Consider the following 12,553-nt stretch of genomic DNA (forward strand, 5'->3'; position numbering starts at 1 on the left):
AAACCTTCACTATATTTTGCCATATAAAAAACACCCCAAAAGTTAGATTTGGACTCTAACTTTTGGGGTGCACTACCAAGCTCAATAGCTTTTGGGCTTTTCTCCTTAAAACAAACCGATCGCTTCGCCGTTTGCTCCCACGTCCATCTTCAAAGCAGCTGGCTGCTTCGGCAAACCAGGCATCGTCATGATATCACCGGTTAAGCAAACCAGAAAACCTGCGCCAAGTTTCGGAATAATTTCACGTATCCTAATCGTAAACCCTTCCGGACGGCCCAGAAGTTTCGGCTGGTCCGACAGCGAATACTGGGTTTTTGCCATGCAAATCGGCAAAGCATCCCAGCCATACTTCTTCAACTCCGCCAATTGTTTTTGGGCACTGTCCGTTAGCTGAATATCCGCACCGCCGTATACTTTCTGCACAATAGTCCGGAGCTTTTCTTCTACAGAATCGACTTCATCGTAGAGGCGAACAAAGTCCATCGGCCGCTCCAGTTCTTGCTTTACAAGTTTTGCCAAAGCGAGGCCGCCTTTGCCGCCTTGTTCCCAAACATTGGTTAAAGCAATTTTTACGCCTTCTGTTTCAGCCCAATTAAAGATTTCTGCCAGTTCTTCCTCGGTATCTGTTATAAACCGGTTTAATGCCACGACTGGCTCAATGCCAAATTGGCGAATAGTATCTACATGTTTTGCCAAGTTGACCATGCCGCGCCTCACTGCGTCATGGTTTGCTCCTGCCAATGCGCTCTTTTCAATGCCGCCATGCATCTTCAAAGCACGAACAGTCGCTACGATGACGACAGCATCAGGATGGAATCCGCCTTTCCGGGATTTGATGTGCATGAATTTTTCAGCACCCAAATCCGCGCCAAAGCCGGCTTCAGTCACGACCACATCAGCCAGCTTTCTCGCTGTCTGTGTGGCCATCAGGGAATTGCAGCCATGGGCTATATTAGCAAATGGACCGCCGTGGATGATTGCCGGCGTCCCTTCAATCGTTTGCACAAGATTCGGTTTGAATGCATCTTTCAGCAATAAGGCCAAAGCCCCTTCTACGCCCAGTTCACGTACAGTCACAGGCTCTTTTTGATACGTATAGCCAATGACCATGCGGGCAAGGCGCTCTTTCAAGTCTGCCATCGAAGTTGCCAGGCATAATACGGCCATAATTTCAGAAGCTACAGTAATGTCAAAACCGTCTTGACGGGGAACGCCTTGTGCAGGTCCGCCGAGACCGATTGTCACTTGGCGGAGCGCCCGGTCATTGATATCAAGCGCCCGCTTCCATGTGATGCGGCGAGGATCGATGCTCAATGAGTTGCCTTGATGCAGGTGGTTATCAATGAATGCGGCTAACGCGTTGTTTGCCGACGTGATTGCGTGGATGTCTCCTGTGAAATGGAGGTTGATGTCTTCCATCGGCAGTACTTGGGCATACCCTCCGCCTGTGGCCCCTCCTTTTACGCCCATCACGGGCCCTAAAGAAGGCTCACGCAAAGCGACAACGACGGATTCGTTCAGTTGTTTTAAAGCATCAGCAAGCCCTACTGTTACGGTTGACTTCCCTTCTCCCGCTGGAGTCGGGCTGATGGCTGTCACCAATACCACTTTGCCAAGCGAGCCTGCAGGCGGCAATAAATCGACATTAATTTTTGCTTTATAATTTCCGTATAGTTCAAGAGCTTCGCCTGGAATCCCCGCGCGCTCTGCAATCTGCTGTATCGGTAAAATTTTTGCATCCGTAGCTATCGATAAATCCGTCAATGCCATTCATTTCCCAACTTTCAATTTTTCTTTTATTATAACCCGCTGGGTGTAAAAATAAAAAAATAACCGTCCCTCGCATCAGCAAGGAACGGTTCATTAAAATTATTATTGTTTTTTTGTTAATTCTACTTGGTTTTCTTTGTTAGGCTCTTCGACCACTTTAGTCTCTTCTGGTGTGTCATCTATGATGCCTTTTGTCGAGTTTTTGAACTCTCTCAAAGTTTGTCCGGCAGCACGGCCCAACTGTGGCAATTTAGCTGGTCCAAAAATGATCAAAGCAATGATAAGGATTAAAATTAATCCTGGTACGCCGATATTTGGCATTAGGTTCCCCTCCTGTCCGTAAGTAATATTATTCTTTTAAAGCCATTTCTGCAAGTCTTTTGTTTGAACGTTTCAACGTCCAGCTCGAAATGACAATGCTGACTTCAAATAAAATGAAAAGCGGGACGATAATCAGGATATCCGAAATGAAATCCGGTGGCGATATGAGTACCCCGATTACAACAAGCGCAAAATACGCAACTTTCCGCATTTTTCTTAACGATGTTGGTGTCACAATCCCCAATTTCGTCAAGAACATAATGACGATCGGCATTTCAAAAACGATGCCCACCGGTATCACCAGATTAAACAAAAAGCTGAAATACTGGTTCATCCCATATGTTTCAGTAGCTCCGATCGATTGGTTGATTTCCGATAAGAAACTCAACATCATCGGAAACATAACGAAATAACTAAAGCTCACACCTGCCAGGAATAAAAAGAAAGACGCCGGAATGAACCACACCGTGCCTTTCGCTTCCGCTTCTGATAATCCCGGTTTTACAAAAAGCCATATTTGATGCAATGCGATTGGCAATGTGATTAAAATCGCCAATAGCAGCGCACACTTAAAGTAAATCATGATGCCATCCGTAAAGCCGAAAACGTTCCATTCTACATTTACGGCAGTAGGCTGCATTTTGATGAAATTCAACATTTTCGTCGCCGTCGCAAATCCAATTCCGAGAGAAACAATCAAGGCTATTGCGATAATGACCAGGCGCTTTCTTAACTCGGCTAAATGCTCAACAACGGTATATTCTTGCTCCATATTTGTTAACCACCTATTTTGCTAAATATAAAATTCAGTCACTGGGCATCTACAAAACAGCTGTATTTAACAAAACTGATCTATCGTCGTCCGTGCCTTACTAAAATTTTGATTTACTCTTTAATTCAATTGTTATTATACTCCACATAGGCCATTTGTAAATCATCTAACCTGCATTTCATCTGATAAGCGACTCGATGTGTGAACAAAATGACAAAATATAACAACGAATGCCATGATAGAACGAAGTGAAAGTTTTTCTGTTTCCACTTATGATAATCGCCGTGCACTTTCTTTCCCTATAATCCGTGCTTATTGAACAAAAAAACCGCTGTGCTATTTCCACAGACGGTTATTTTAACGTTCAATTGTTTTTTGTTTATTTTTCTTGTTCTGCTTTTTCTTCAACCTTAAACTCTTCTTTCACATCTCCCATAATTCCTTTAGTGGAGTTCTTGAACTCTCTCAGCGTTTCTCCAGCAGCACGGCCCAGCTGCGGCAACTTGGCTGGCCCAAAAATAATTAAAGCAATGACAAGGATTATAATCCATTCAGTAGCACCGATATTGGCCATAAGGTTTCCTCCTTAAGAAAGAAATACGTTTATTCCGGCAAGCTTTTTCGTTATTCCTGGATAAGAGAATAGCAACTGCGCATTTGAAAAATCCGCTTTATTTCTAACATAAAATTCCCTTGCTCCAACGACCAAGAAAAGTTCCTCATAGATAAGTTATACCACGATTCGAAAGATTATTAAAACTTTTCTGTGAATTAATTGTCAGAACCGAAAATCCCTGTTTATTCTTAATTCCGGAAAGTCCTTCTCTATCACATTTCCTAAATCGTTTTCTTCCAGATGCTCGTATAATTCTTCTTCATCTGCTAGATGAATGCTGGGATTTACTGAATATTCATTGATATGGTATTTCAAGATGTATTTTTTTCGCCCATTTTTTCTGATGATATATACATCAAACGGTTCGTATTTTTTTACATTTCGGAGGTTCTGGTTTTCGATTACAGAAGCGGCATCCATTTTTTCCAAATGGGTATAAAGAAAAGCTTCCGAGCGCTTGCGTTCGGCTGAGATAAAACTCATTTTGGTGTGGTGCCGGTTGATAAAACGCTCCGACAAATCCTGATGGAAAGATATTGTTCCCCACTCTACCCGGGTTCGGTGTTTTTCGATAAACCGTTCCGAAAGCACCTGCATTCTTGTCACCGTATTCCAATCCACCTTTTCAGCGTGTCTATCAATCAATGACATGGGCAAGGTCTGGCACAGTGACAAGCAGCTCCACGACAATTCCGCTTGATGCTTTTCCATAAAGGCCGGAGATAATCCTTTTGAATTTGACAGCTCTCGCTTCATCGAAACAATCGTCCAATACGCCGCTTCATCAAATTCCCGGTTTTCTCTTTCCCATGTTTTCAGTTGGCGTTTGCTTAACTTCTCTTTAGCTGGCTCCCATTTCTCTTTTGCCGCAAACTCTTCGATAAACCGCTCCGATACTTTTTGCTCCACCATAACCGGCTCCCAAAATAGCCGATCACTATATTTCCGGATAAAGTCTTCTGACAGCGTTTGATATTCCGAGATCGCCTTCCAATTAACTTGATTCTCGTTTTCCGTAATAAACGATTCAGACAGCTTTTCCTCCCGACAGATTTCATTCCATCGGACAGCCCGTTTGTCCTTATAGCCTTTCGCTTCCATTAGTTCTGCCATAGAATTGAACATCGCATCCACTCTACTTTCCGCATATAGATTGTGTACATTTTATCATCTTGCTAAACCTTTTCAATAAAAAGCCCTGCACACCGGAGACCCGGCACACAGGGTTAATGAAAGATATCATTTTTCTTCTTTGTCATTATCCAATTCGTTCTGTTCCCGCCGCTCGTCAGGAAAACGTGTCTGTTCTTTTACTTCTTGTATTTCTTCCCTGAATTCCTGTTTCCGTACACTGTCTTTCAGTTCTTCTAAGTTTTTATCTCTAGCCATGTAATCCCTCCTCTTATTTTTATTATTCCCCATTCAGATTGAATAAAACTGTATATTTTTTATTCAGCAGTTTCGTTATCTTGCTATTTCATCATTAAAAGGTTATTTATACGGCGTTAAAGTATATACTAGTAGTAGAGGTGAACGGCTTATGGCAAAACAAAAATCCGCTGCTATTCCTGCTGCCTACTGGAAAGCCATTACGGAAAACGATGCCTCATTTGATGACAAATTCTTTTACGGAGTCCAAACGACTAAAATCTTTTGCCGCCCGTCCTGCAGCTCCCGTGTTCCAAACAAAGAAAATGTGCTTATTTTTAACAATGCCTATGCCGCATTGGATAAGAATTTCAGGCCCTGCAAGCGATGCAAACCGGATGGACTGAATCTGCCAGCAGAAGAATGGATTGGCCAAATAACCGAATGGATCGATGAACATTTTACAGAACCTATCACCTTGGAACGGCTCGCGGAAATTTCGCATGGCAGCCCCTATCATCTGCAGCGGCTGTTCAAGCGCCTCAAAGGCTGCTCTCCATTGGAATATACGCAGCAGCTTCGCCTTGAAAAAGCATCAAGGCTGCTCGTAGAAACGGATTATCCAATTGGAGAAGTCGGTTGTCTAGCAGGATTTCCGAATGCACCTTACTTTATTACATTATTTAAGAAGAAAAACGGACAAACACCGGCAAGTTTCCGGCAAGCACGGAAGGACAAGAAAGGAGAGAACAAGCATGGATCCCTTAATTGAATGGTCGGTTTTAGAACACAGCCAATGGAAATTATATATCGCTAAAACTTCAAAAGGCTTATGTTATATAGGTTCCCCTGGGCAATCGTTCGAGGACTTTCAAAAGTACATCATTAAACGGTTTCCATCAGCCGGACTGCAAGAAAACCGAGATGCGCTGTCTCCTTATATCCAGGAACTGAGTGACTATTTTGATGGCATCCGAACTGCTTTCTCCTTGCCGATTGATGTTAAAGGAACACCTTTCCAACAAGAGATTTGGCAGGCTCTTCAAGAGATCCCATACGGCCAGACTGTTTCCTACTCGGAAATTGCTGCACGCATCCAGCGTCCGACAGCTGTTCGAGCAGTCGGAACTGCGATTGGTGCCAATCCGGTTCTAATTACTGTACCTTGTCATCGAGTCATTGGAAAAAAAGGTGCCATCTCCGGGTATCGGGGCGGTTTAGAACTTAAGAGCTTTTTGCTTCAATTGGAAACTGCCGATAAAACTTTGCATTAGATTAAAGACCTCCATCCACCTTTTAATGAGAGCTGGTTTGGAGGTTTTTTATCGACCTGGAAAGAGCTAGACAGACGGTATGTAGATAGAAAAAGTATCTTCTTCACTGCGGACTGCAAAAGAGCAGCACGCTAAATTTTGCATTCAAACCCGTCTGCCTTTTATCTACCGGCTTTTTTTAACAATTGCTACCGTACATCTTGATACGCAAATCAGCTTTTCTTCTTCATCTACGATTTTTATGTCCCATATCATGGTCGTGCGGCCTTTATGGAGAGGCGTTCCGATAGCCGTCACAACACCTTCTTGTTTACCGCGAATATGGTTAGCGTTTATTTCCAATCCGACCGCAATTTCATTTTCCTGGTCAATTAAATTCCATGTTCCGAAACTCGCTACAGTCTCTGCTAAAACGACCGATGCTCCTCCATGCAAAAGGCCAATTGGCTGGTGTGTTGCATCATGCACCGGCATCGTTGCTGTAACACGATCAGCCGTCGTCTCCCCAATTTCAATGCCCAGTACTCCCATAATCGTTTTGTCATAAGGTTTCTGTTTCATAAAGCCCCGCCTCTCTTTTTCTTAATATTCCAAACATAGCATATTGAGCAGCAATTGCCCATTATTTTTCAAAAGCGGCTGCTAAAGCAAGTCTCAAGTCTTGCAGCGGCTCATTACTGATCTAAAAGAACTATTGCGCACATCTTTAGACTCCCTCATATTCCGCAATTTAAAATTTGATGAGTGCTTTTATCCTTTTGCTAAATACAAGATAATTACAATTGTCTTATTTTTTTGAAAATATAGTTTTTAATGTTTACCTCATATTTTTTATCACTTATGATGGGCATAACATCGAGTAAGATGCTGCTACATAAAAGGATTAATAAAATTTAGGAGGGATTAAAGCATGAAGAAAATTTCCAAAGTAATTATTCCAACAACTCTTGCACTCACCATGGCATTGTCATCAACGGCTTTTGCTGATCCACAATCTCGGCCAAACGGACCGTACATTGAAAATGAACAGAACATTTCCCTGGCTAGTTACCTTTCAAATGAAGACCTGTATAAAAAACTGGAAAAATTCGCTGCCACTTCTAAAGGAAAAATGAAATTGGAAATTGCCGGATACTCCAATTTGTCAGCAGACGGCTATCAAACAGAAGCTGATAAAGGGGAACCATTATATGTCGTGAAGTTCGGTGATGCCTCCCCTGACAAGAAAAGGGTTTTGATTACCACGCAAATTCATGGGAATGAGCAAATTGGAACAGAAGCAGCTGTGGATATGATCCAGAAACTTTCATCCGGTGGAAAAGATGTAGAGAAAATCCTGGATAAGGTTTCGATTTGGATTATGCCGCGCATCAATCCGGAAGGCTCTGATAACCTTTATGAAGGAAAATGGTACCCGACGCGTTATACTCATCAAACCTGGCTGCCTGAAAACATCGGTTTGCCGGCAGATACCAAAGCACCTTGGTATTACAACAGCGATGGCAGCGAACGGGCACAGAACAATAACGGCCGGGTCGTTTACGGCATTCCTGGCTATGACCAAAACCGTGATTACAATCCCAATTTAGATTTCCGGATCACGGAAGAAAATGCTGGCGAAGTGACCGCTTTCTTGAATGACCGCACCACGAACAACAGCAATTATGGCGGATTCAGTGTTACAGCCGAATCCCGCATCGTTACGGATGTTTTCCAGGACATGAAGCCGGATGTCTTTGTAGATATCCACCACAGAGGCTTTAACACCGTCTCTGACGAAGACAACCGATCTGTGCCAATCCAGCTGGCCGCAGTTGTAGCGGAACCTTATACAGACCCTTTTAGCGGTAAGACCTATAAAGTGGATGAAGATGTCTTGAAATTAGGGAAACAAATTAATGCATTATCAAGCGAGGCATTGCAAAGAGGATTCTCTCATTTCGGAGCAACGCAAAAATATCCGGATGTCAATCTTCCAGGGACAGCTCTTGGTGCTTTTGCATTAAACGACGCGGCAATCATGTTGATGGAGTTAAAAGGGCAAAGCCAGACTCTCGGCCAAAAGCAAGCGGGCATGCTGAAAGAAACGATAAAAGTACCCTTATATGAAGTGTTCAAAGCATTAGCAGACGGCTCTATCCATGACGTGGACCCGGCTATCTACGATGCAATTCCTGAATCGACCAACCGGATTACCGATCCGACCACCAGAGATACTGAAATAGATTTTTAATGAAACTTTACGAAACAACTGCAATGATGCAGAAGAGAAACCAGACGGAGCTTATGCCGTCCGGATTCTCTTCTTTTGTTTGTACTGATTCCCTCTGAATACTTTAATTTGCTCATATTTAGAAGAAAGAAATTAATGCCAATCATGTAATCGATGATTTTAAACAGATTCACCACTACTTAGACTTCGCACCCTACTAAGAATGTTACTAAAAGCTTCAGAATGCCCAGCATTTCAAAACTTCCCTTTTACCCCCTAGTACTTGGTTTTAAACTATGACCACCCTCTTTGTAACACAATTGTAATATTAAAACTTATTGCCTATTCTTTTGATAAAATATACAATTAACTACACATAAAGGATTCAGTATTTTTTTACTATATTCAGACAAATAATGTATCAAGAGGAGATAAAAATGAAGAAAATTGCTTTCTCGCTACTCGCCACCGGTTCTTTAGCCCTATTTGTCGGAGTTTCAGATGTAGATGCAAGTTCATATACAATTAAACCTGGAGATACACTTTGGAAAATTGCTTCCGTCAATAATGTTTCAGTAGCCGATATTAAAAAATGGAACAACTTAACATCTGATAATGTGCATCCAAACCAGACGTTGAAATTAACAGCCTCAGCGCCAGCAAAAAATGCTTCTTCTAAAAAAACCAGCTCTTCATCACCAGCAAGTGCAACAACTTCTTACATAGTGAAAGCCGGCGACACCCTTTCCCGAATTGCCACTTTACATAAGACCACTGTGAAAGAAATTCAAAAACTAAATGGCCTTACCACTCACTCCATTTTCTCAGGCCAAAAATTGAAAGTAAGCGGAGCAGCTCCTGCTGTTGTAAAAGCTCCTGCTCCTGTAACCGCTCCTGTTGCTTCTGGCGGCACTTACAAAGTAACAACCGGCGATACGCTGACTAACATTGCCCATCGCCATGGCATCTCAGTTACTCAAATTATGAACTGGAACAACCTGACTTCAAGCTCGATCCGTGTCGGACAAGTACTGAAAGTTAATAATTCTTTAGTAGCGACACAACCACAAACGACTCCTGTTTCTAAACCGACCGTAACGGCAACAGGAGAAGCAGGCAAAGTAATTTCTACTGCCACTTCGCTAATTGACATTCCATACGTATGGGGCGGTGCTTCTACTAGCGGATTCGACTGCAGCGGATTCATCTATTATGTATATAACAAAGCAGGCATCAGCCTTCCGCGCACTAATACAACGGGCTATGATGCGCGTTCGTACGATGTAAGCAATCCGAAAGCCGGCGACTTGGTCTTCTTTAGCAATACTTATCGTGCTGGCATCTCCCACATGGGAATTTACCTGGGGGACAACAAATTCATCCATGCCGGAGGAGACCGGGTGCAAATTACAAGCTTGAATGACAAGTATTGGGGCAAGCATTTCGACGGCTTCAAACGCTTGTACGCAATGGACTAAAAGCTCTCCTGCAATTCTCTTGAATTGCGGGGTCTTTTTATGGTTTTTTGATTCCTTAAACGCAAAAAACAACACCGGAAATTAATCAGGTGTTGTTTTTTGCGTTTTATTGGTCTTAAATGCTTTTTTAATTATTTCTTACAAAGGCGGCCAATGCTTCCTCATACTCCGCTATTAAAGTTCCAACAATTTCTTGGGTGGTTTCTCTTTTCGAAATCGTTGTGACGCCATGCCCTGCTGACCAGATATCCCGCCATGCTTTGGCATCCACCAAATGGGATAAATCGATATCTTCTCTTGGCTTAAGCGTTTTTGGATCAATCCCTTCCTTTACCAAGCTTGGAATCAATACATTCACCGGGACACCACTAAACGAATCTGTATACAGCACATCTTCAATCGTAGAATCGATGACCATTTGCTTGTATTCTTCCGGCGCACTGCTTTCTTCTGCGGCCAAAAACCGTGTTCCCATATAGGCATAATCGGCACCCATCAATTTTGCCGCTGCAACATCCGCTCCTGTCGAAAGTGCTCCTGACAGGATAATAGTCCCGTTGTAGAATTTTTTCACCGCAGCGATAAATGCAAATGGATTTAATGTACCGCCGTGTCCGCCGGCTCCGGCACTCACCAATACAAGGCCGTCAACGCCGCTGGCCGCAGCTTTTTTCGCATGGCGCACATTTGCCACATCTGAATAAACAAGGCCGCCATAGGCATGTACCATGTCGATGACATCCGCCGGAGACCCTAAAGAAGTAATAACAATCGGAGGTTCGTATCGGCGAATCATTTCCAAGTCTTCGCTGTATCGTTTATTGGAACCTCTGTGACAGATAAAATTTACTGCCCATGGTTTATCTGCAAGAGCCGTTTTCACTTCAAGCAGCCATTCTGCACAAGTTTCAATCGGCCGGGCATTTAATAAGGGAAATGAACCGATGACTCCAGCATTTCCCGCTTCAATCATCATTTTCGGTGTGGATACTAAGAACATGGGAGAAATAATGACTGGCAATTTAAGCATGCGGAATTTCCTCCCTTATTTTTTTGCCCATCGGCTTACAACTTTTGTTTAACGGACTGACATTGCTCATTCCCTATGATTCCCCTCTCTTTTTAACTTCTTGAATTTTCCGATACCCGCAGCGTATGTTTCAACACTTTGCCAGAAGCATTGCGCGGCAATTCTTCCATAAACTCCACTTCCAGCGGCACTTTGTATTTCGCCAGTTTTGTGGCACAGTACGCTTGAATCTGTTCTTCTGAAACATCCTGCCCCGGCTTTTTGACGGCATATGCTTTCGGCACTTCTCCATAAACTTCATGGGGTACACCGACAACAGCCGCTTCAAGCAATTCCGGGATTTGATACAGCACTTCTTCCACTTCCACCGGATAGACATTTTCTCCGCCGCGAATAATCATGTCTTTTTTCCGGTCCACGATATACAACAAGCCGTCTTTGTCGAACTTTCCAAGGTCTCCGCTGTATAACCAGCCATTTTTAATGGCTTGGCGTGTTGCTTCTTCGTTTCTCAAATAGCCTTTCATCACTTGCGGGCCTTTAACGGCGATTTCGCCGACTTGACCGGTTGGTAGCGGCTCTCCGAATTCATTCACTACCCGGATTTCTGTCTGAGGCAGCACTTCGCCGACTGAACCGATTTTATCAAGCGCAAAACGATCTTTTAGCGACGAAGCAGCAGGCGCATTTTCAGTTTGCCCATAGCAGTTTTGGACACTTACATTTGGAAATGTCTCTTTTAATTTCTTCACAAGCTCATAAGGCATCGGCGCTGCACCATAACAGAACAGGCGCAGGGAAGGCAATCGGAATTTCTGGATATCTGGAAGGTTCAGAATAATGCTGTACATCGCGGGTACTCCAAAAAACATTGTAGGCTTGGCAGACTCGAGCATCTTCAGCGTCTTATCAGGCGAAAAAGCTTCTTCGATAACCAAAGAACCCCCTTTATGCGTAACCGGCACTACGAATACATGAGCAGCAGCACAATGGAATAAAGGAGTGGATATCAGCATGCGATCTTGTTCCGTAATAGCCATCGCTTCGGACCAAATTTCTGCACACGCTTGGACATTGGAATGGGTCAGCATAACTCCTTTCGGCTTACCCGTAGTTCCGGAAGTATACATGACAACAGCAGTTTCTTCTCCTTTTAACGAAACCGGCGCAAATTCCAATGATTCATCGGCAATTATCTGGCCAACTGCATCTTCTCCGCCAATCGTTAAAACATCCCGAAACTCATGAGAAGTGCCGTTGATCACTTTTTCAATTCTCACATCATAAATCAAGGCTTTCGCTTGTGAATTCGAGAAAATATATTCTACTTCAGGCGCCGCCAATTTGGTATTGACCGGCATCGCCGTAAAACCGCCCAATTGAATGCCGAAATAAGACACAAGGAACGTATCAGAGTTCAAGGCATATAATGCGATGATATCGCCTTTCCGATAACCTTTCTGCTGAAAATAAGCGGCAATCCGCTTGGCTTTTTCATAGAATCCACTGTATGTCCAGTCTCTTCCATGGTAAGAGGTATACATTTTTCCGGGGTGTTTCTTCGCATACTCGGCTATACTTTCTGTTATGAACATTGTCTCTATCCCCTTTTCAATAGTTTGCTTTTTCCCCAGCACCTAAACTGAAAACACTTAAAAACCATGTATACTTATTTAAGTTAAAGCCTCCTTTTAAAAGTTGAAGTTTTCAGA

Annotated in this window: 13 protein-coding genes; 4 read left to right on the forward strand and 9 right to left on the reverse strand. The window is 43.2% G+C overall.

The features are described from left to right. Nucleotides 1-105: 105 nt before the first annotated feature. The 6 genes from AC3AQ9_RS17075 to AC3AQ9_RS17100 form a co-directional block, all read right to left on the reverse strand. Nucleotides 106-1,770 carry a formate--tetrahydrofolate ligase gene (locus AC3AQ9_RS17075; protein WP_488308684.1) on the reverse strand — a complete coding sequence of 555 codons (1,665 nt, stop codon included), beginning with the start codon at nt 1,768-1,770 and terminating at the stop codon, nt 106-108. A 102-nt stretch (nt 1,771-1,872) separates the two neighbouring features. Continuing rightward, nucleotides 1,873-2,091 (reverse strand): twin-arginine translocase TatA/TatE family subunit, encoded by a 219-nt coding sequence (tatA, locus tag AC3AQ9_RS17080; protein ID WP_488308685.1) that lies wholly within the window; start codon nt 2,089-2,091, stop codon nt 1,873-1,875. Nucleotides 2,092-2,119: 28 nt separating this feature from the next. Next, nucleotides 2,120-2,863 carry a twin-arginine translocase subunit TatC gene (gene tatC, locus AC3AQ9_RS17085; RefSeq protein WP_488308686.1) on the reverse strand — a complete coding sequence of 248 codons (744 nt, stop codon included), beginning with the start codon at nt 2,861-2,863 and terminating at the stop codon, nt 2,120-2,122. A gap of 379 nt (nt 2,864-3,242) precedes the next feature. Continuing rightward, nucleotides 3,243-3,437 (reverse strand): twin-arginine translocase TatA/TatE family subunit, encoded by a 195-nt coding sequence (tatA, locus tag AC3AQ9_RS17090; protein WP_488308687.1) that lies wholly within the window; start codon nt 3,435-3,437, stop codon nt 3,243-3,245. Nucleotides 3,438-3,641: 204 nt separating this feature from the next. Continuing rightward, a complete protein-coding gene (locus tag AC3AQ9_RS17095) occupies nt 3,642-4,604 on the reverse strand; it encodes a hypothetical protein (RefSeq protein ID WP_488308688.1) in 963 nt (320 codons plus the stop codon). 114 nt (nt 4,605-4,718) lie between these two features. After that, complete coding sequence (locus AC3AQ9_RS17100; RefSeq protein ID WP_488308689.1) at nt 4,719-4,868, reverse strand: hypothetical protein; 150 nt, start codon at nt 4,866-4,868, stop codon at nt 4,719-4,721. Nucleotides 4,869-5,019: 151 nt separating this feature from the next. Here AC3AQ9_RS17100 and AC3AQ9_RS17105 point away from each other — a divergent pair, with 151 nt between their 5' ends. After that, nucleotides 5,020-5,619, forward strand: a complete 600-nt coding sequence (locus AC3AQ9_RS17105; RefSeq protein ID WP_488308690.1) for a bifunctional transcriptional activator/DNA repair enzyme AdaA — start codon at nt 5,020-5,022, stop codon at nt 5,617-5,619. Further along, entirely contained in the window at nt 5,603-6,121 is a 519-nt protein-coding gene (locus AC3AQ9_RS17110) for a methylated-DNA--[protein]-cysteine S-methyltransferase (RefSeq protein ID WP_488308691.1), read from the forward strand. The genes AC3AQ9_RS17105 and AC3AQ9_RS17110 overlap by 17 nt, the downstream gene beginning before the upstream one ends. A gap of 165 nt (nt 6,122-6,286) precedes the next feature. On the opposite strand, the gene AC3AQ9_RS17115 is transcribed toward AC3AQ9_RS17110, so the two are convergent. Further along, entirely contained in the window at nt 6,287-6,682 is a 396-nt protein-coding gene (locus AC3AQ9_RS17115; protein WP_488308692.1) for a hotdog fold thioesterase, read from the reverse strand. 349 nt (nt 6,683-7,031) lie between these two features. Here AC3AQ9_RS17115 and AC3AQ9_RS17120 point away from each other — a divergent pair, with 349 nt between their 5' ends. Beyond that, complete coding sequence (locus tag AC3AQ9_RS17120) at nt 7,032-8,354, forward strand: M14 family zinc carboxypeptidase (protein WP_488308693.1); 1,323 nt, start codon at nt 7,032-7,034, stop codon at nt 8,352-8,354. Between the two features lie 416 nt (nt 8,355-8,770). Continuing rightward, on the forward strand, nt 8,771-9,811 hold the full coding sequence (locus tag AC3AQ9_RS17125) for a C40 family peptidase (protein WP_488308694.1): 1,041 nt from the start codon (nt 8,771-8,773) through the stop codon (nt 9,809-9,811). A gap of 127 nt (nt 9,812-9,938) precedes the next feature. On the opposite strand, the gene AC3AQ9_RS17130 is transcribed toward AC3AQ9_RS17125, so the two are convergent. Further along, nucleotides 9,939-10,841 carry an NAD(P)H-dependent flavin oxidoreductase gene (locus AC3AQ9_RS17130; protein ID WP_488308695.1) on the reverse strand — a complete coding sequence of 301 codons (903 nt, stop codon included), beginning with the start codon at nt 10,839-10,841 and terminating at the stop codon, nt 9,939-9,941. A gap of 92 nt (nt 10,842-10,933) precedes the next feature. Further along, nucleotides 10,934-12,436 (reverse strand): class I adenylate-forming enzyme family protein, encoded by a 1,503-nt coding sequence (locus AC3AQ9_RS17135; RefSeq protein ID WP_488308696.1) that lies wholly within the window; start codon nt 12,434-12,436, stop codon nt 10,934-10,936. Nucleotides 12,437-12,553 lie beyond the last annotated feature (117 nt).

Source organism: Planococcus sp. VCh962, from assembly GCF_057748275.1.